We start from the raw sequence: 20393 nt of genomic DNA, 5'->3' as shown, positions 1-20393 counted from the left end.
TTGCTTGATTGCTTGATTGCTTGATTGCTTGATTGCTTGATTGCTTGATTGCTTGATTGCTTGATTGCTTGATTGCTTGATTGCATATTCTACAGATCCTCTATTGTCTAGATTTAAAACATAAACCTAGGTTAGCTTACTAAATTCTAAATTTAAAATCAATTTTCTTTGCTTGAGACAGCTCCCTACACAAGTAGGGGAAAAGGGAAAGAAAAGTAAAGCGAACCCTCGCTAATTAGGCTATAATCCTTGCTATCAAGGCACTATTTGCAGTGCCTTTATTTTTATATTGACAGTCTTTATTTAGGAGAAAATATGTCTAGAGAATTCAAACGCAGCGACCGTGTGGCACAAGCGCTACAAAAGGAGATTGCCGTTATTTTACAGCGTGAAGTCAAAGATCCTCGTATCGGTATGGTAACGGTATCGGACGTAGAAATTAGCCGTGATTTAGCCTATGCAAAAGTATTTGTTACTTTTTTGTTTGATGAAGATAGTCGTGTCATTGAAAGTGGATTGGAAGGCTTAAATAAAGCCTCTGGTTATATCCGTACTTTACTCGGTAAAGCAATGCGTTTGCGTATTGTGCCAGAGTTGCGTTTTGTCTATGATCAATCGTTAGTTGAAGGTATGCGAATGTCAAATCTTGTTACTCATGTAGTGCGTAAGGATCAAGAACGTAGCGTGGAAGAATAGCCTTTTAATCAGTTTTCTTTCCTTTAGGAATAAAGGAATGATGACTAAAATTGAGCGTTTAATTGAATAAATTAACTTTTTACATTATCAATTTTCCCAAGATTATTTTGAAACAGGAAAAATAGAAAAGGTCAATTTAAAACATACATTAGCCAAAGTACCTGTTGAGCATGTTTTGAGGTACCGTTTAAATTTACACGAATCAATCAATGATTACCTCTTTCGAGCTGATCTTTATGATATTGCTTATTTTTACCGAGTAAAAGCATCAGAGTCTATTTTGGATAAAATTGCTCGTTTTAAAGAACGTAGTGAAGGCTACCCTGTAAACAGTATCTTGAATGATATTTTTGGTGCGAGGATCATTGTTGAAACACAAGATATTATGTCAATAATGGAACGTCTTGATGATTGGAAAGAAAAATATAGTTTGAAAAACTGGTATTTACGAGACAAAGAAGAATACATTGGTATTCACATTTATTTTAAAAATCAAAGCCATTTTGACTATCCTTGGGAGCTGCAAATTTGGGATAAAAAAGATGCAGAAAAAAATATCCAAAGCCATATTAAATATAGGCGTGGCTTTGTAAATAATGCAATTATTCATCAAGGTGTCGCTTAAAACAGAGAGGGAGAATAATTTTGGGCAGAAGACCGAAAGCAAAAGGGCGTGATATTCACGGCGTGTTTCTACTGGATAAGCCACAAGGAGCAAGCTCTAATGAGGTGTTACAAAAAGTAAAACGTTTATTTCACGCCAATAAAGCAGGACATACGGGGGCATTAGATCCATTGGCAACAGGTATGTTGCCAATTTGTTTAGGCGAGGCAACGAAATTCTCGCAGTTTTTGCTGGATTCAGATAAACGCTACATTGTTACTGCAAAGCTGGGCGAAAGAACAGATACCTCTGATGCAGAAGGCGAGGTGGTGCAGTGTCGTGATATTCTTGTTATTGAAAATGATATTATTGCTGCTTTAGCACACTTTCGAGGCGATATTTTACAAGTGCCAACTATGTTTTCTGCATTAAAACACAATGGTAAACCGCTGTATGAATATGCTCGAGCTGGTATTAGCGTTGAACGAGACGCTCGCTCAATCACTATTTTTGAGCTGAAATTTATTTCTTATCAGGCTCCCTTTCTGACCCTTGAAGTACACTGCTCAAAAGGCACCTATATTCGCACATTGATTGATGACTTAGGCGAAAAATTAGGTTGTGGCGCTCACGTTACTGTGCTTCGCCGCTTGGCGGTAGCCAATTATCCTATTGATAAAATGATGACATTAGCAGAATTGCAAAATTTAGCCGAAAACCAACCGCTTGCTAAATTGGATACATTATTATTACCAATGGATTCTGCTGTATCAGGTTTTGCTCAGCTCATACTAACCACACAACAGGAACAAGCCGTTAAGTTTGGGCAACGGATAAAATTTGAAAATCCAGATAAATTGCAAGGTCGAGTTCGTCTTTATTCGACCGTTGGCGAGTTTATTGGGATTGCGGAGATCCTATTGGATAATGTAATACGCCCAACTCGGTTAGTAAATTTTTCCTAAGTTTTATTTTCCCTCTCTCCGTTTACGGAAATAGCGAGGGGACAACACCGAAGAAATAAAAATAGCGTAGTGCTTTTGATTGGCGTGATTTTCCAGTAAAATATCGCATTCTGTAGATGCGTTTAGATACAAGTAAATTAAGAATAACCAAGAGGTAATAATGGCAATTTTTCCATCTATTTCTGAAATCCTAAACGGCAAAATTGCCGTGGGCGAAGAAGTGTCTGTGCGTGGCTGGGTGCGTACTCGACGAGATTCTAAAGCAGGGCTGTCATTTTTGGCGGTCTATGATGGATCGTGCTTCGATCCAATTCAAGCGATTATCAACAATGATTCAGCAAACTATCAAGAGGAAGTGTTACATTTAACCGCAGGCTGCTCTGTGATTGTAACGGGTAACATTGTCGAGTCGCCTGCACAAGGGCAAGCGGTCGAATTACACGCCAAAAATGTCGAGGTTGTTGGCTGGGTTGAAGATCCAGATACTTACCCAATGGCTGCAAAACGCCATTCTATTGAGTATTTGCGTGAAGTGGCACACTTACGCCCTCGTACTAATCTAATTGGAGCCGTTGCACGAGTTCGCCACTGTCTGGCTCAAGCCATTCATCGTTTTTTCCATGAACAAGGATTTTACTGGGTAGCCACACCGCTCATCACCGCTTCAGACACAGAAGGGGCAGGCGAAATGTTTCGTGTATCTACCTTGGATTTAGAAAATTTACCTCGTGGTGAAGATGGAAAAGTCGATTTTAGCGAAGATTTTTTTGGTAAAGAATCTTTTTTGACTGTGTCAGGGCAACTCAATGGCGAAACCTATGCGTGTGCGTTAAGCAAAGTTTACACATTTGGACCGACGTTCCGAGCCGAAAATTCTAACACGACTCGCCATTTGGCAGAATTTTGGATGGTTGAACCAGAATTTGCTTTTGCAACACTCGCAGATAATGCGAAATTAGCCGAAGATATGCTTAAATATGTGTTCCGAGCGGTACTTGAAGAACGCAAAGATGATTTAAAATTCTTTGAGAAACACATTGATAGTAGCGTTATCAGTCGTCTTGAAAACTTCATTCATTCAGATTTTGCTCAAATTGACTATACTGATGCAGTGGAGGTGTTACAAAAATCAGGGAAGAATTTCGAGTTCCCCGTCTCTTGGGGCATTGACCTTTCTTCTGAACACGAACGTTTTTTAGCAGAAGAATATTTTAAATCGCCAGTTGTAGTGAAAAATTATCCAAAAGACATTAAGGCATTTTATATGCGTTTAAATGATGACGGTAAAACAGTGGCAGCTATGGACGTATTAGCCCCAGGGATTGGTGAAATTATTGGCGGATCGCAACGTGAAGAGCGTTTAGATGTGTTAGATAAAAGAATGCTTGAAATGGGATTAAACCCAGAAGATTATTGGTGGTATCGTGATTTGCGTAAATACGGCACAGTCCCACATTCAGGCTTTGGTTTAGGTTTTGAGCGTTTAATTGTGTATGTAACAGGATTGCAAAATATCCGTGAAGTGATTCCATTCCCACGCTCACCACGCAACGCAAGTTTCTAATATACGCTTTCGCTCCTTATGTTTGCAGAAGGAGCGAAAGAAAAATCAAATCTGAAGAAGAAATTTCTCTCTCCCCCAAGCTGATTTAACGTACTAAATTATGTACTTGTTCAATCTGTTTCATATTTTTTCTCTTATTCTATCTAGTACATCAATTAAAAAATGCTTGTTTCTAATGCTAATCTTCCTTTTTCAACTTTGAGAGTCTTACCAAAGCGTTTTAGCATCGCCTCTTTCATTTTATTTTCATCAAGTGTATAAACAGGCTGATGTTCCAACAGGTTTGTTACTTGCTCAAAGAGCATTGGTAAGAAAGGTTGTAGCTGCTGCTGATATTTTTCTGGTGTGATTTTCCAATGTAAAACACGAGTTTCTTTCAAAAATAATGCGCCTTTATTTGTATCTAAATAAGGTAGCGTTTCCATAACGAGATTCAGGTTTATCGGATATTGCTCGCCCTTAATGCTTAAAATACTATCAAGTTGTCCCCAAATTTCTACTTTTCGTGCTTCGTTTTGCCCTATTTTTGTAGATAAATTATGTAGATGGTATTTCAATTGAAACAGTAGCGGTACTCCAATCTGATCTTTTAATGGAATTTTATTGGGGAGTTGATGTGTTAAATAGTGGTTAATCTCTTGCTCTGTAATGTGAAACACAGAAGCATGTAAATGACGACCTAGCAAGGTATTTGCACTAAGTAACACAATAAATAGAATAAATTTTTTTAGCACTTTCATCTTCAATCTCCTTGTGGCATATTTACGCAATGTCAAACCAGTGAATACTACCGAATAAGAAACTCTACAATGAAAAAATTATTTGTACTACTATTTATTTTAACGCTAGCGGGCTGTTCTGCTGGAATAAATGCAAAAGGCGGTTCTGATGGAATAGGGGTAGGGATAGGACTTGGTTCTAGTATCACATTCTAATGACCACAGGTAGCAATGAATTCCAATAATCTTAAAATTGAATTACTGCATTTCAATCAACATCAAAAAGCACAATTTTCCGAAAACGAGTTTGCTCAGACAAATATTATTCAGCTACTGCAACAACGCAGTGCATTTTACGATCAATGGTTAGCAAAATTATGGCAGGATTATGGCTTAGATAAACGAATAGATCTTGCTCTTATTGCGGTTGGCGGCTATGGGCGGCAGGAGATGTTTCCGCTGTCGGATTTGGATATATTGATTTTAAGCGAACAGCCGCTAGATGAAACAACTCAAGCTCAATGCACTGCTTTATTTAATTTACTTTGGGATTGCAAATTGCAACTCGGCACAGCCATTCGCACGATTGATGAGTGTATTTCTGTGGGAAAAAGCGAGATTTCAGTCGCCACCAATATGCTTGAAGGGCGGTTTTTATGTGGCAATGCTAGTCTGTGGCAACAACTTCTCATTCGTCTTAATCAAGATGATTTTTGGGCAATCGGTGATTTTCTACAAGCCAAGCGAGAAGAACAACAAGCGCGTTACCACCGCTATAATAACACCAGCTACAATCTCGAGCCTGATCTAAAACATAGCCCAGGTGGATTGCGTGATTTACACCTACTTTGTTGGATTATGCTACGCCATTACGGCATTCATAGCCTCGAAGATTTATATCAGAAAGGCATTCTATTCCCTGAAGAATTTGACGAATTAAAACAAGCCCAAAATGTATTGTTTCGTATGCGTTTTGGTTTGCATTTGCAGCTTAAACGCTACGACAACCGCCTACGGTTCGATCGACAATTACAGCTTAGTCAGCAGCTCGGCTATCAAACACCCAATAGCCAAACACAACAAAACAACCAAGCGGTTGAAGCAATGATGAAAACATTTTATCAAGCGACTCAATCCATTTCACAACTTTGCCAGCTTATCTTAAGCAGCTTTGAACAACAAGGAAGCAGCCTTGAGGAACAAAAGAAACCGTTGCAAAAAAATCACGAAAAGCGACCGCTAGATTGTCATTTTTTTATACAACAGCAAACCATAGATTGCCAACATTACTCAATTTTTCAGCAACAACCTTTGTGCATTTTGGATCTGTTTTTCTATCTCACACAATACCCAGCGACCACGGCCTCGCCTTTAATGTTACGGCACCTGCGTCTCAGCCTGCAAAAATTGACGACACCACTTAGCCATCAACCTCAAGCAAGAGAGCGTTTTATCCGCCTCTTTTCTCAACCAAATTTTGTCAAAAAAGCCATTGCCCCAATGCACCAACTTGGCGTACTCTCCGCTTATCTACCGCAATGGCAGTCAATTAAAGGGCTAATGCAATTTGATTTGTTTCATCTCTATACCGTAGATGAGCATACCATTCGAGTAATGCTAAAGTTAGAGAGCTTTTTGGATAACAACAATGCTCCAAAGCACCCACTCTGCTGCCGCATTTTTCCAACCTTGCCCAATAAACCGTTATTGTACCTTGCAGCCCTTTTTCATGATATAGCCAAAGGGCGAGGTGGCGATCACGCCGAAGAGGGGGCAAAAGATATTCAGCAATTTGCTGAACTACACGGATTTACCCCACACGAAAGTGATGAAATGGCATGGCTAGTGGCACAACATCTCACAATGTCTATTACCGCACAACGCAGAGATATTCACGATCCAAGCATTATTCGTGAATTTGCAAAAATTGTACAAAATCAAACCGCTCTGATGGCATTGACTTGCCTAACCGTGGCGGATATTTGTGCGACCAATGAAACCCTTTGGAACGATTGGAAACGCACACTATTTCGAGATCTTTTTCAACTCACGCAGCATCAATTACAGCTAGGCGAAAAGCAGATTAATTATCAAAAAATAGCGATTGCACATCGCAACGAAGCACAAGAGCAATTGAAATTAATCCTTACCCCACAGCAACATCAATTTAGCCAACAATTCTGGCAACAATGCCCAGAAAACTACTTTATGCGGCATACTCCAACGCAGCTCGTTTGGCACGCCCTCTCATTCTCAAAAAAGCCTCGCATTCCAATGGTACTTATCAGCAATCAATTTGCACGAGGTGCGACAGAAATATTCGTATATTGTCAAGACCAGCCTCAACTGTTCACACGCATTGCTCACAGCTTAAATCAAAAAAAAGTGAGTATTCTTGATGCACAAATTATGACAGGGGAAAGCAGCTTAGTATTTGACAGCTTTATCGTGGCTGAACAAAACGGAAAAGCATTGAATTTACAACGCTGCCAACAAATCCAAAAAGCACTATTATCAACAATCAATCAGAGCAAAGATTGGCGACCGTTAAGCAAAAAAATGATTAAACATCACACATTTCAACACAAAACCGAGATACGTTTTTTTGCAAATTCCATGCCAAATCAGACCGCTTGTGAGATCTCGACCTCAGACCGAGAAGGATTATTGGTACAAATAGGGCATATTTTTAACCAATTGGAGCTTAATTTACTCAACGCCAAAATCAGCACCACAGGCGAACGGGCGGAGGACTTTTTCGTACTGACGACAAAGTCCTGCCAAGCCCTTACCCTAGAACAACAGCTGCAGCTAAAACAAGCGATTATAGCTGAATTGACAGTTTAAATCGGAGAGTATGTCATTAGAGATACCGTCGTATTAAAACTGGGAGAAATTAAAGAGCGATCCTAACTTGCAAAATCTATTAAAAAACCATAGTTTGCAAAATTTCGCCCATATTTGACCGCTACTTTTTAAAACAGCGGCTGATCAAGGGGATACAAAGTAGATAAATCAGTTGTGCTGCGACGCCTTGCTCTGTGGCATAAAAACCTAGGATAGGCATATTGGGTGCAAAATCGATGGCTGTTATTGGTAGCATATTGGTGAGTTGTAAAGCGTGAATACTTACACCTAAAATCTTAAAACCAAGAGCATAAATCAACCACGTCATCACGTTAAACAACTGATGAATAGGCAGCCATTTCTTACTTGATATTGTGAGATAATTCATTAACCACGCAATAAGTGCCAACAGCAACAATGCCCCTAAAATACCCAGTATAAAATCGTTTAACGCTATGCGTGGCAACATTCCTGCGTAAAATAAAATAGTTTCCGCTCCTTCTCGAAAGACCGATAGAAAACTTAAGCCAAACATTGATAACAAACTTCCTGTAGCGAGTGCTTTGTTGATTTGATTCTCGACAAATTTCTGCCAGCCTTTGATTGAGGATTTGCTGTGTAACCAGCCGCCAATGATTAACATCATGATCACAGCTAAAACCCCAACGGCTCCCTCTAAAATTTCTCGATTTGTACCTGCTGTTATTGCTGGGAACAACTGTTGTAAAGCTATAGCCCCTATCACGCTCGCAACAACACCAGTTATTGCACCACCATAAACCCAACGTTTCGCTTGTGGCAGGTTAGCCACATTAAGACTGGCGATTAACGCCATAATAATCATTAAGGCTTCTACGCCCTCTCGCAATAAAATGAATAACGCATCAACCACTCCGTAAGGACTGTCAGGTTCTAATGTCTTCAAACGAGCTAATATATGTGAGAATTTTTGCAACTCATCAAGTTGATCACCTTTAGCGATCAGCAGTGGCAATTCAGTTTCAATTGCTTGATAAAGCTCAACATTTCGAGTTCGCACTTCGCCTTCAAAAATCGCCCATTGCTGAATAAATAAGCGAATTGCTGCATTGCCTTTAGCGACTTGATGTTGACTAAAGGCAGCATAAGCCTGATCCAATAACGCAATACCCTCTGACAAGGTTTGAGGTGCATTTGGGTCGGCTGAGACAGCAGGCTGTAACACATTACCTGCATTAAAATCAGCTAAAGCATTGCCTAAATTCACCACTTGCTGCTTCACTTCTGTCCAGTTTATCGGTTCAGAAAGCAGTGCCACTCGCATGAGTGTCATCGCAGTTTCTATCTGTCCGTAATGCCCTAGGCTGGTTTCTCGAACCACTTTTTCATTCACTGTCCAAGTCGTATTAAACCTCTTGTACGCCTGTTGTGCTAGCTCATTATCTTGATGCTCAATCGCTTGCTGAAGTTTATGAAACACAGGCATTATTCGCTTAATAAAACGTTGGCGTTTTTGGGCATAATCAACAGGATTTTGCTCTTTTTCAAACTGATAAAGTGCTTTTGATAAAGCTTCCAGTTCGGACAAATTTTTATGTTTTTTAGTCGTGATTAACTGGCTTTGTACCCGTTTTCCTGCAGGGGATTGATGAGTTTCTAAAGCCAAAAATGCTTTTTCAAACGCAGATAAATGAGGTTCCACTTGACTAAGTTGATCTTTTTTTACCGCTTCCATTGCATCAGAAAGCTGTACAAATAAACCACTTACGTCCACTTTTGTTGCGACTTTTTCAGCGGTATTAGCGAATAATGCAGGAATAAAAAGTAGCCATAAAAGGCTACTTAACATAAATCGTCTCATTGTATTGTTCTATTACTCAAGCTGTGTATATTGATAGTCAGCATTTTGCAAAAAATACAAATCCACTGACCGCTTATGAGGTTTACTGGCTGGATAACCCTTATTTAGACTTAGACAATGCCTGCTCAAACAGTGCTTGCCCCAAATATTCGCCCTCTTTCACGCCAGCAAAGCAGGCAAATAACCCACTGCCAATATGCGTAATATATTCGTTGAGCCTATCAGTATTACCAAAACTATTTTGAAGTTTGATAAAACGCTCTGGGCTGTTTTGAAAAGAAATAAAGAGTAAACCTGCATCAAGCTGTCCGTGTTCATCAACCCCTGAGGCATAAGAGAAAGAACGTCTTAATATTGTCATACCTGTTTTTTTAGCAAGGTGAACGTGAGAATCTTCTGGAATTTGCAAATTGCCTTTTGCATCTTTTTTGTCTAAATCAACCGCTTCAAACTCGGCTTTTCCGCCCATCGGCGCCCCTGAATGGCGGTGGCGACCAAAGGTTTCTTCTTGCGAAGCCAAGTTGGTGCGATCCCACGTTTCAAGGAAAGTCTTAATGCGACGAACAGCTAAATAGCTGCCACCGTTCAGCCAGTTGTCTCCTTGATACCACACGGCATTATTAAGCTCTTTTTCAGAAGTTTGATTCGCCGTACCATCTTTAAATGCAAATAAATTTCGAGGAGTGTCGTTACCTTCAAAAGAGTTAAATCCCATCTGACTCCAACGAGGGGTAATCTCACCTCGCCCTGCTCGCACAAGATTACGCACAGCGTGAAATGCGACTTGAGGATCATCAGCACAGGCTTGGATACAAATATCCCCCTTGATGTATCGCTCTTGTAATTGATCACGAGGAAAATGTGGCAAAGTGTTGAACTCGTTTGGTTTTAAATGAGAAATATTCAATTTTTCAAAAAAATCGGGGCTAATGCCGAATGTGAGTGTTAATTGGTGAGCCGCCAAACTTTCCGCTTCACCTGTGTCATTCGGTGGAATATAACGATTATCGCTATAAGAGCGAACCTTTTGACCCGCTGTTAATTTCACGCTGTAATCTGTCCATAACTGAAATAATTTTTTTATCTTAGCAAGATCTTCAGTATGCAAATCTAGCACAATAAAATAGATATGTTTTTGAGCGGGGGTTGCAATACCTGCTTGATGTTTCCCATAAAAAGGAATGCCTAAAGAATTGGAAAGAGCCGAAGCGTTCGCACTAGCATAGCTCGTGCTAGCGACTAAACTAGCACTTGCTACCATTGCTTGTTTAATAAACGCCCGACGCCCCTTAATTGGTAAGTCGTTCATCTATCCTCCTACTCAGCTAAAATCACACCCATTTGTGCTAACGGTTCACCTAATTTATTCACCGCTTCTGCGAGTGCTTTCACATCATTTTGACTTAGCCTATCGTAACCAACATAATCATAACCATTTTTTGCCTGATTATGTTTTTCTAATAATTGATTCACCGCAGCAAAACGCTCACCAATTTCTTTCGCAAGGGTCGCATCTTTTTTCTCAATTTTTGTTTTGAAAATAGCGTAGATCTTTTCAGCTCCTTCAATGTTAGCTTTAAAATCATATAAGTCTGTTTTTGAAAAAATTTCTTCTTCACCTGTTACTTTGCTAGTCGATACCTCATTTAATAAATCTACCGCACCAGTGATCATTAATTCAGGTGTAACCTCTGCCGTTGGTACCTTTGCACGCAATTCTTTTACATCTTTTAAAAGTTGTTCAGCAACCATCTCAGTGCCTTTAGTCGTATTTTGCTCCCACAATATCTTTTCAATTTTATGAAAACCCGACCAATCCTTTTCGTTCTGTCCTTCTTCCTCTAAGTCAGCCAAACGTGCATCAATACGAGGATCTAAATCACCAAAACTTTCAGCAATCGGCTCTGAACGTTCAAAGTGCATACGAGCAAGCGGATAAATCTTTTTCGCTTTTTGTACATCGCCTTTTTTAAGCGATTTTACAAAATCTTGCGTTTTAGCGACCAATTGATCAATTTCGCCAACAACAAATTGTTTATAAGCAGAAACCTCTGTCGATAAATCAATTGCATTTACTGAATTAACGGCTAAAAAACCAGCTAATAACGCTGCTACCGATGTTACACGCATAATTACCCCTTAGTTAAATAATTAAAAATGATAATGACTACTATTATTTTATAATGATCATTTCTTCTTTAGCAATCATTAACAACCAAATTTAATAAAAAAACATCAAAATGGAGCTTTTTTAAACATTTGATACGTCGATTTATAATTATGATTGACAGTAAAAGTAAAATTAGTGAGAATGCACGCGCTTTATTGGAAGACACTTCCAAATGCGGGAATAGCTCAGTTGGTAGAGCACGACCTTGCCAAGGTCGGGGTCGCGAGTTCGAGCCTCGTTTCCCGCTCCATTTTTATCTCAGGCGTGTTAGCAAAGCGGTTATGCACTGGATTGCAAATCCATGTAGCTCGGTTCGACTCCGGGACACGCCTCCATTCATAGTTATCTATGAAACTTAAATAAAACCCCTTACCTTAATTAAGATACTTCTTTTAGTCAGTTCGAAATTGTAGAATTATAAAGTTATTTCACAATCTATGATAAGAAATAACAGAATTCATTATCCTATTTTATTTAATACGCCCACGGCAAATCTCGTTTATTAAAGGCAAATTTATCTACCTTACCAACCTCATTAGAGAAGAGAGAGTTTTTGCAATGACGAGGCAAACACCACTTGTAAAAATGCTAAACAAGTGGCAAAACGGAGAAAAAATTTATTCATAGAATAAATCAACCCATATGGGCTATATTCCTAGAAAGGAATATCATCATCAAAATTATCCATTGGCGGTTCAGCTTGAGGTGTTCCTGATGTTGATGTATGAGTCGCCTGTGGTCGAGTTGATTGCTGATAAGAAGGGGGATTTTGTCCAGCAGGTGTAGAATTTCCCCAACCGCCTTGATTGCCAGCAAAATCACTATTTTGATTACGTCCCCCCAACATTTGAAGAACATCGCCTTGAATTTCTGTTGTGTAACGATCCTGCCCATTCTGATCTTGCCATTTGCGAGTTTTTAAACGCCCTTCAACATAAACTTGAGAACCTTTACGCAAATATTGCCCTGCTACTTCCGCTTGGCGGCGATAGAATACGATTCTGTGCCATTCAGTTACTTCACGGCGTTCACCTGTATTTTTATCTGTCCACGATTCGCTGGTTGCCACACTAATATTTGCAACCGCTTCGCCATTTGGCATCGTTCTCATTTCAGGATCGTTGCCCAAATTGCCTACAATAATTACTTTATTAATACCTGCCATTGAAAAATCCTCTTGGAATATCCTAAATCAAATTGCCCTATTCTGCCCTATTTTCAAAAAAAAATCACCTAGTAAAACTGATATTTTGTACAGTTATATAATTTATGCGATAATCATCGAAATTTTTAAATAAAATACTTTACTTACAAAAAACTGCTCATAAAAAGTAAACAACATAAGAAGGTGCTATGCAATATATTGATATTCGAGGGGCAAGAACCCATAATCTGAAAAATATTAATCTCACGCTCCCTCGTGATAAATTTATTGTCATTACTGGACTATCTGGCTCTGGAAAATCCTCTCTTGCCTTTGATACCCTCTATGCAGAGGGGCAACGCCGTTACGTTGAATCGCTTTCAGCTTATGCTCGTCAATTCTTATCATTAATGGAAAAGCCTGATGTTGATCACATTGAGGGACTTTCGCCTGCGATTTCTATTGAACAAAAATCAACGTCGCATAATCCTCGCTCAACCGTTGGAACGGTTACGGAAATTCACGATTACTTACGCTTATTATTTGCTCGTGTTGGCGAGCCTCGCTGTCCGACTCACAACATGCCTCTGACCGCTCAAACTATTTCACAAATGGTCGATCGTGTTTTAGAAGAACCTGAAGGAAAACGCTTGATGTTACTTTCACCTGTTGTGAAAGATCGTAAAGGCGAGCATACAAAATTATTGGAAAATCTAACCGCTAATGGTTATATTCGAGCTAGAATTGACGGCGAGATTTGCGATTTATCTGATACGCCTAAGTTGGAATTACAAAAAAAGCATACCATTGAGGTTGTTATTGATCGCTTTAAAGTTCGAAAGGATATTGCAACTCGCCTTGCCGAATCATTTGAAACCGCCCTTGATTTATCAGGTTCTACGGCAATTATTGCAGATATGGACAACCCAACTTCTCCCGAACTCATTTTTTCTTCTAGCTTTGCCTGTACGGAATGTGGCTATTCTTTAACGGAATTAGAGCCTCGTTTATTTTCCTTTAATAATCCTGCTGGTGCTTGTCCTAGCTGTGATGGATTAGGGGTGCAGCAATATTTTGATGAAAATAAAGTGGTTAATCGAGATATTTCTCTGACAAATGGTGCGATTAAAGGGTGGGATAAACGGAGTTTTTACTACTTTGGCTTACTTAACTCTCTAGCAAAACATTACCAATTTGATCTAGAACAGCCATTCGGAAATCTGCCTAAAAAAGTTCAACAAATTATTCTCAATGGTTCAAAAGAGGAGATTGAGTTTCACTATATTAATGATCGTGGCGACACCGTTAAACGTACTCATCAATTTGAGGGCGTATTAAACAATATGGCTCGACGTTATAAAGAAACAGAATCTAATTCAGTGCGAGATGAGCTAGCTAAATATATCAATCATCGCCCTTGTATCAGTTGTGAAGGTTCTCGTCTTCGTCAAGAAGCTCGCCACGTTTTTCTTGAACAAACTAACCTGCCGATGGTATCTGAAAAAAGTATTGGAGAGGCTCTGCAATTTTTCGAAACACTGCAATTCTCAGGACAAAAAGCACAAATTGCAGAAAAAATCTTAAAGGAAATCCGTGATCGTTTACAATTTTTAGTCAATGTGGGGTTAAATTACCTTTCATTATCTCGTTCAGCAGAAACATTATCAGGTGGTGAGGCTCAACGTATTCGACTTGCTAGCCAAATTGGAGCGGGTCTTGTTGGGGTAATGTATGTACTTGATGAACCCTCTATTGGCTTGCATCAACGAGATAACGAACGTCTGTTGAATACTTTATTACATTTACGCAACCTTGGTAACACAGTTATCGTAGTCGAACACGATGAAGATGCGATTTTGGCGGCTGATCATATTGTAGATATTGGACCTGGAGCTGGCGTTCACGGTGGGCAAATTATCGCTCAAGGCAATGCCGCTGAAATTATGCAAAATGCAGCCTCGATCACAGGAAAATTTCTTTCTGGTCAAGAAAGGATTGAAATTCCACTCGAAAGAACGCCTCGTGATCCAAAACGTCTACTTACATTGAAAGGAGCAAGTGGTAATAATTTAAAACAAGTTAATCTAGAAATTCCTGTGGGCTTGTTCACTTGTGTTACTGGCGTATCTGGCTCTGGAAAATCCACATTAATTAATGATACGTTATTTCCTATTGCTCAAAATGCACTAAACCGAGCTGAAAACCAAAATGTTGCCCCCTATCAATCCATTGATGGATTAGCACATTTTGACAAAGTGATCGACATTAACCAAAGCCCGATTGGTCGCACACCTCGTTCGAACCCAGCAACTTACACAGGATTATTCACCCCCATTCGTGAGCTATTTGCAGGTACGCAAGAAGCCAGAGCAAGGGGTTATAATGTCGGACGATTTAGCTTCAATGTTCGAGGCGGACGTTGCGAAGCCTGTCAAGGAGATGGTGTGATCAAAGTCGAAATGCACTTCTTACCCGATGTATATGTGCCGTGTGATCACTGTAAAGGAAAACGTTACAACCGTGAAACGCTTGAAATCCGCTATAAGGGCAAAACAATTCACCAAGTGCTAGATATGACAGTTGAAGAAGCTCGAGAATTTTTTGATGCCATTCCAATGATTGCAAGAAAGTTGCAAACACTTATTGATGTCGGATTATCCTATATCCGCCTTGGTCAATCTTCTACAACACTGTCAGGTGGCGAGGCTCAACGAGTCAAGCTAGCAACTGAATTATCTAAACGAGACACGGGGAAAACACTCTATATTCTAGATGAACCCACAACAGGATTGCATTTTGCAGATATTAAACAACTACTTTCCGTGCTGCATCGGCTACGTGACCAAGGCAATACGATTGTGGTTATAGAGCATAATTTAGATGTAATAAAAACTGCTGATTGGATTGTCGATTTAGGTCCTGAAGGTGGTAGTGGCGGAGGGGAAATCATCGCAACAGGTACACCTGAAAAGGTTGCTGAAAGCTCTATTTCTCATACTGCACGCTTCTTAAAAGCTGTTCTCGCAAAAAAATAACTGCATAAGCGGTGAGATTTCACTAGAAACTTGATAAATATAATAATATTCAATCACAGAATCAACAAAACGTTCCGAAAAGATAGCTATTTTTAGTAAAAACAACTTTATTTATCAGATAGTTAGCTTTTATTTCGGAACGTTTTTTATGTTTTTTTTCTGCTATTTCATCTCATCTAACTCACTCTCCTGTTTTAATTTACCTCCACTAAACAGATAAGGATTGATATAGCCTGCGTAATTTTCAGGCTCAAAATCTTCAGGTTGCGGTTTAATCAGTTCATTTAATGCCCATTCATAGGGGACTTGCGACCAATCTGGCACAGCTGGAATGGTGAAGGTGTTGATAGAAAGTGAGAGTTTGCCCTCACTTTTCTTTTGTGCTGAGACGTAACTTGCGACTGAAATGTGGGTTGAGTGATTAAGATAATCAACATTCAATCCCGATATGGCGTGGCAAGTTACTTTTGCACCTGTTTGGGCATCTTCGATATTTTTTTCGATGTATTTCATCGGTTTTCTCCTAGGATTATTAAAAAAGTTAATAGCTGTGTGTGATAAAAGAATTATGTATTTGTTGTATATCGTTAAGTTGAAATGTTAAAACGACAACGTCAGGTGGATAACTTAGCATTTTGTCTTCCTTTATTTCCACCAATGCTGTTTCTGTTCTATGGAGGTAATACTGTGGCACATAATAGTGACCATTATAGCGGTCAGTTGCGTCCCATTCCACACGACTAACGCTCGAAACACTGATGCCATATCCGAAATAACGGCATACGCATCACGCTGCTCAGTAATCCAAAGATTAGCGGTCATTCTAGGCTCTTTGCCGCCAAATCCATCATCAACCAGTTCATCACAATATTGGGCAATCTGATATAACTGGAACTTATCTACCCCAAAATCACCAAGGCGTTGCCCCAACCCTGCGAGTTTATTGCTGACCAAGTCATAGAATACCCACGCAGGGTTATTGCTCCACGCCAGCTTAAAATCCCCTTTCCATAATCCTTCGCTATAGGTACGGCTATCTGGATTGTAGTTCGCTGGCACTTTAATTAAACGACCGTACAGCCAAAAATTCACATTGGGGAAATTCGCATTGTAACGAGAATCGGTTTTAATCCCCACCATCGCCATATTCGGATAGCTTAATTTCGCATCAATGATTTCGGTATAACTTGACCAAAATGTGCCATTTTGCAATCGCTGACTTTTACTGTCTGCCGTTAGTCGCTTTACCGTCAGCGTAAAGGGGCGAGGCGGTAAATTGTCTAAAATATAGCTACGAAAAAACCGAGATGAAGATTTGCCTTCAATACGAGGTGTTAAAAGCGGTTGGTTATTGATTAAAATTTCCAGCTCAACCGTTGTCCCGTTCGTATTGCCTTCATCGTCTTGGCTAAACAAGGCATTTACGCCTAAGGTGATACGAAGACGTGTAATATCAGGATCGATGACCGCACGAGAAAGCGGCAACGCCGTTTTCACTTCTACCCCAACAGGCACTTCACGCTCTGAAGCTTCAAAGCCTTCAAGGGGAAGCTGGTCTGGTGTTCCCTCGTTATAAGCAATCTCTGTATTAAGGTAATTCCATTCATTGTGTGCATTTTTTAATGGCGTATTATCAAAGAACACGCTTTGGTATGCATCTTCTGTCACAGGTCCTCTAATCGGTCCCAATGAAATTAGCCCAATGGCGCGCAGCCGTTGAGCTGATTTTAGCGAATCAGGGGCTTCATAAGGCGTCTTCCCCTTTTTGCTGCTTCCGCCCATAGTGTTTCTCCATAAAAAACCGCCTGTATTTCTACAAGCGGTGGGGTAAATTTCAGGTATGCTAAAGACCGCTTGATGTTTCACAAGCGGTTGGTTGTGTTTAATTTTTTGCAATTAGAAGCGATTTCTGACGTGCTGACGAGCGACTTTTTCTGCATCATCAATCGCAAACTGCATTTCTTTAACTAGTTCGTACTTGAGTGTCAGCCTGTTAAGTGGCATTAGCGTTAAGTCGAAGGTGTCGAGTATGCGAATCAAAAGAAAAATTTAATGCCAGAAGAGATGTCTTTTCCTGCTTTATCTGCACCTTGTTCGCTCATACGCTCTCTCAATTTTAAGCTCGTTAAAAACTTGTTTAAAAAATTTACTATGTTAGAATTCACTCTAATTTATGTCCTCTTAGTGTGGTTAAGTGGATATGAAAAACCCCAAAGGGCGGCAAACGCTTTGGGGTTTGTTTTTGGGTTAAATTATCAAAATCGTGTCAAACTAAAACAACTCGTTATACATACGTTCATTTTCTCGTCTACGCTCTTCTCGTTCGGCTCTTTCTTGCTCTCGTGTCTCTCTACTATCTCGATTATCTTCTCTCGCCCTCTCTTGTTCTTCTCGTTCCCTTGCCCTTGTTTGTTGCTGATGTTGTGCGTTGCTTTGTTCGTCTATCATTGGCTTTTGGACATCAACGGCGTCATCAAAACTCTCTATCCCTTGCGAAATCAAGACAAGACTGGTCATCATTTTGCCGTAAAGCAGCGGAATCGGTCTGCCTTGTGGGGTGAGGTTGCGTAAGTTAGAAAAGCTAGTACTTTGCTGTTTTTCTCCCTCTTCAACTTTCGCCATTTCAGGCGGTTTAGTCAGTAGACCAATCGTACCACTGATTGCCAAGGAAGCCCCAACTGATAAACCTAACGTGGCTCCCGCAGCCGACCATACAAAAGGGTTCCACAACGACACTCCAATTAAAGCCACACCCGCAATAATTTGACCAAAATTAAAACCTCTCCCTGCCCCTGAGGCTGCAGGCGTCAAGTGAATAGTTTCATTATTTGCTAATTGTAGAGCGGGATTGGTTTTTATTTGGCTTTCACTTAAATAGCGGTTTTTGCCTAACCGAACTTTGTAATAGCCTTGTTGTAGCTGCTGTCTTAGTCCATTAATCTGGGTCAGTAAACCGCTCATCAATTCGCTAAAGGTCTCTGCCTCTAGCGTGAAGTGAGTGCCAAATCGTTTAAGATTGCCGTGAAAGATAATTGTTGCCATTGTTTGTCTCTCCAGATGGAATGGGTATGGGAAAGCCACGAGCCGTCGTAGGGAACACGAGCAGATAGACGCCCTTGACTGTGATGGAGCATCATTTGATTGCCTAAGTAAATGCCTGCGTGATTCGCAACAGGACTGCCAATTTGCAGCAATATGACATCGCCTAGTTGTGGAGCAGCATCAAATGCCAGCCGTTCAAATCCCCACGCAATCAACCCTTCTTCGTATAAATTGGCTTGCTCAAACCAGTTAAATTCATAACGTGAGCGGTCTGGAATATCACGCCCTGCTAACATATAGCTATCTAAAATGATATTGCGACAGTCTTGTTGGTTGTTTTCAAAGCGACGCCCAATCAGCGGTGCGATAGGGCGGAAAATTTGCAACTCACCGTCACACACCAACCAAAACGGCAGATTTAACTGAACTTGGCACTCTCGGTCTGCGGTGGATAGATAAGGCAAGCCTTTTTCGGTGTCGCTATCTGGGTGCGAATGCACCACCGCCACAATCTCGCCTTGTAATTCCGCTTGTACAAAATCATCGGCATCAATATCAAAATAATTGACAGGATCGAGTGCTACGTTTTCACAAGGTAGATAAATCAACTCACTATCTTGATAGCGAGAAACAACAAAGCCACAGGCTTCTTGTGGCACTGTGGCTTTGGCGTGGGAGAGGATTTCTGTTTTTAGATGATCGGGTATTTTCATATTTTGCCCCAATAAAAAAGCCCATCTAGGGAAACCTAAATGGGCAATAGAATTTAAATGATTACTACATTATTCTTCTGCTTCAACTACACGTTCAAAATCATCAAAGTATTTCATATCAAAGAGGGATATTGATTCAATTTCTGACACTCTAATAACGTTTCGAAAATATTTAAGATTTAGAGTTTCTTCACTTTCAGAATGGGATATATTGTATTTTTGGTACACTGGTAGATAATTACAATCAAAAATAATATGCAACTTATCTTTATCCCTATATCCACTTAAATAAGGAATAATAACAATATTTTCTAGGTCAGCAGAAGAGAATTGAGTCCCATAAACAATACCAACATACACTTTTTTAGATTTTAGTGAAACTTTCACTGGAGTTTGGGAACTCATTGCAGAGAAAAGCAAATTAACAATATTATTCGCACTGCTCATCTCTTGATAAATTCGATTTACATCAAATTTTTTCTGGTTAAGCTCTGTTTGACAAGCTACAGTAGCACCTAATGCAAGCAGAAAATAATAAACCTTAATTTCTAAAATATCAGTCGTTAAATAACGCTCCAATGAAAAGGGTTGATAATTAAAGCCGAAATAAGTGAAGATATTTAACAAAGCCGACAAAGCATAAAGGAATCCCCACATAACTAATACGAAAAGGGTTCCTCTGACAACAAATTTTATACCGTGAGAACCCAATAAAACATAAGATTCCCAACCAGCACTCCGCTTTAATTTAAAACGCTCAGGTAGATAATTACTTGAATAATAATATCCAAGAATTAAAATGAGCATAACTGCTAGGATTGCCACTTAGTGTTTTTCCACCGTAATTCTTTCAAGGGATTTCATATGCTTCTTAATATTATTTCTGACTTGCTCATCATTATAATTTAAAGAAACATTTCCATTTTTATGAAATACCAATGAACCATTCTCCACCGTTTCGGGAAGAACTTCTGATGGAAACAATCTTACATAGATTTTATCAACCAGTTCATTGGTTTTTTTTATTACAAAATAGTTTGTAAGTTTTTTCATC

The 20393-nt window shown here is 39.7% G+C and carries 18 protein-coding genes and 2 tRNA genes; 9 read left to right on the top strand and 11 right to left on the bottom strand.

What is annotated here, in order from left to right:
* Positions 1 to 315: 315 nt before the first annotated feature.
* The 4 genes from rbfA (at position 316) to asnS (ending at position 3829) form a co-directional block, all read left to right on the top strand.
* A complete protein-coding gene (gene rbfA / locus EV693_RS04820) occupies positions 316 to 696 on the top strand; it encodes a 30S ribosome-binding factor RbfA (protein ID WP_132501242.1) in 381 nt (126 codons plus the stop codon).
* 175 nt (positions 697 to 871) lie between these two features.
* On the top strand, positions 872 to 1321 hold the full coding sequence (locus EV693_RS04815; RefSeq protein ID WP_243694577.1) for a nucleotidyltransferase family protein: 450 nt from the start codon (positions 872 to 874) through the stop codon (positions 1319 to 1321).
* 20 nt (positions 1322 to 1341) lie between these two features.
* Positions 1342 to 2265: a tRNA pseudouridine(55) synthase TruB gene (gene truB / locus EV693_RS04810; RefSeq protein WP_132501241.1), complete on the top strand. Its 924-nt coding sequence runs from the start codon at positions 1342 to 1344 to the stop codon at positions 2263 to 2265.
* 160 nt (positions 2266 to 2425) lie between these two features.
* A complete protein-coding gene (gene asnS / locus EV693_RS04805; protein WP_132501240.1) occupies positions 2426 to 3829 on the top strand; it encodes an asparagine--tRNA ligase in 1404 nt (467 codons plus the stop codon).
* Between the two features lie 155 nt (positions 3830 to 3984).
* On the opposite strand, the gene EV693_RS04800 is transcribed toward asnS, so the two are convergent.
* Positions 3985 to 4569, bottom strand: a complete 585-nt coding sequence (locus EV693_RS04800; protein WP_132501239.1) for a YceB family lipoprotein — start codon at positions 4567 to 4569, stop codon at positions 3985 to 3987.
* 69 nt (positions 4570 to 4638) lie between these two features.
* Between EV693_RS04800 and EV693_RS09690 the strand changes: the two genes are divergently transcribed.
* Together EV693_RS09690 and glnD are read left to right on the top strand one after the other, a co-directional pair.
* A complete protein-coding gene (locus EV693_RS09690) occupies positions 4639 to 4764 on the top strand; it encodes a hypothetical protein (RefSeq protein ID WP_279432611.1) in 126 nt (41 codons plus the stop codon).
* Between the two features lie 15 nt (positions 4765 to 4779).
* Positions 4780 to 7395, top strand: coding sequence for a bifunctional uridylyltransferase/uridylyl-removing protein GlnD (glnD, locus tag EV693_RS04795; protein ID WP_132501238.1), 2616 nt, complete (start codon positions 4780 to 4782; stop codon positions 7393 to 7395).
* A 121-nt stretch (positions 7396 to 7516) separates the two neighbouring features.
* Here glnD and EV693_RS04790 read toward each other — a convergent pair whose 3' ends face one another.
* The 3 genes from EV693_RS04790 to efeO form a co-directional block, all read right to left on the bottom strand.
* Positions 7517 to 9223 carry an FTR1 family iron permease gene (locus EV693_RS04790; protein ID WP_243694576.1) on the bottom strand — a complete coding sequence of 569 codons (1707 nt, stop codon included), beginning with the start codon at positions 9221 to 9223 and terminating at the stop codon, positions 7517 to 7519.
* Positions 9224 to 9335: 112 nt separating this feature from the next.
* Entirely contained in the window at positions 9336 to 10544 is a 1209-nt protein-coding gene (gene efeB, locus EV693_RS04785) for an iron uptake transporter deferrochelatase/peroxidase subunit (RefSeq protein ID WP_132501236.1), read from the bottom strand.
* A gap of 8 nt (positions 10545 to 10552) precedes the next feature.
* Complete coding sequence (gene efeO, locus EV693_RS04780; protein ID WP_132501235.1) at positions 10553 to 11365, bottom strand: iron uptake system protein EfeO; 813 nt, start codon at positions 11363 to 11365, stop codon at positions 10553 to 10555.
* Positions 11366 to 11579: 214 nt separating this feature from the next.
* On the opposite strand from efeO, the gene EV693_RS04775 reads away from it, so the two are divergent.
* Positions 11580 to 11655 (top strand) — tRNA-Gly (locus EV693_RS04775).
* Between the two features lie 11 nt (positions 11656 to 11666).
* Positions 11667 to 11740 (top strand) — tRNA-Cys (locus EV693_RS04770).
* A 320-nt stretch (positions 11741 to 12060) separates the two neighbouring features.
* On the opposite strand, the gene EV693_RS04765 is transcribed toward EV693_RS04770, so the two are convergent.
* Positions 12061 to 12570 carry a single-stranded DNA-binding protein gene (locus EV693_RS04765; RefSeq protein ID WP_132501234.1) on the bottom strand — a complete coding sequence of 170 codons (510 nt, stop codon included), beginning with the start codon at positions 12568 to 12570 and terminating at the stop codon, positions 12061 to 12063.
* 188 nt (positions 12571 to 12758) lie between these two features.
* On the opposite strand from EV693_RS04765, the gene uvrA reads away from it, so the two are divergent.
* On the top strand, positions 12759 to 15584 hold the full coding sequence (gene uvrA / locus EV693_RS04760) for an excinuclease ABC subunit UvrA (RefSeq protein ID WP_132501233.1): 2826 nt from the start codon (positions 12759 to 12761) through the stop codon (positions 15582 to 15584).
* Between the two features lie 162 nt (positions 15585 to 15746).
* Here the strand turns inward: uvrA and EV693_RS04755 are convergent, their stop codons facing one another.
* The 6 genes from EV693_RS04755 to EV693_RS04730 form a co-directional block, all read right to left on the bottom strand.
* Positions 15747 to 16097, bottom strand: a complete 351-nt coding sequence (locus tag EV693_RS04755) for a hypothetical protein (protein ID WP_132501232.1) — start codon at positions 16095 to 16097, stop codon at positions 15747 to 15749.
* A gap of 132 nt (positions 16098 to 16229) precedes the next feature.
* Complete coding sequence (gene gpJ / locus EV693_RS04750; RefSeq protein ID WP_243694575.1) at positions 16230 to 17480, bottom strand: TipJ family phage tail tip protein; 1251 nt, start codon at positions 17478 to 17480, stop codon at positions 16230 to 16232.
* Positions 17481 to 17855: 375 nt separating this feature from the next.
* Positions 17856 to 18626, bottom strand: a complete 771-nt coding sequence (locus tag EV693_RS09720; protein WP_341802521.1) for a tail assembly protein — start codon at positions 18624 to 18626, stop codon at positions 17856 to 17858.
* Positions 18569 to 19339 (bottom strand): C40 family peptidase, encoded by a 771-nt coding sequence (locus tag EV693_RS04740; RefSeq protein ID WP_132501231.1) that lies wholly within the window; start codon positions 19337 to 19339, stop codon positions 18569 to 18571. The genes EV693_RS09720 and EV693_RS04740 overlap by 58 nt, the downstream gene beginning before the upstream one ends.
* Positions 19340 to 19408: 69 nt before the next feature.
* Positions 19409 to 20164, bottom strand: a complete 756-nt coding sequence (locus EV693_RS04735) for a hypothetical protein (RefSeq protein WP_132501230.1) — start codon at positions 20162 to 20164, stop codon at positions 19409 to 19411.
* Positions 20165 to 20392, bottom strand: coding sequence for a hypothetical protein (locus EV693_RS04730; protein ID WP_132501229.1), 228 nt, complete (start codon positions 20390 to 20392; stop codon positions 20165 to 20167).
* Position 20393: the final 1 nt, after the last annotated feature.

Origin of the sequence: Nicoletella semolina (assembly GCF_004345745.1) — a bacterium.
In the GTDB taxonomy this organism is placed as follows: Bacteria; Pseudomonadota; Gammaproteobacteria; order Enterobacterales; family Pasteurellaceae; genus Nicoletella; species Nicoletella semolina.
This window is presented reverse-complemented; position numbering and strand designations above follow the sequence as displayed.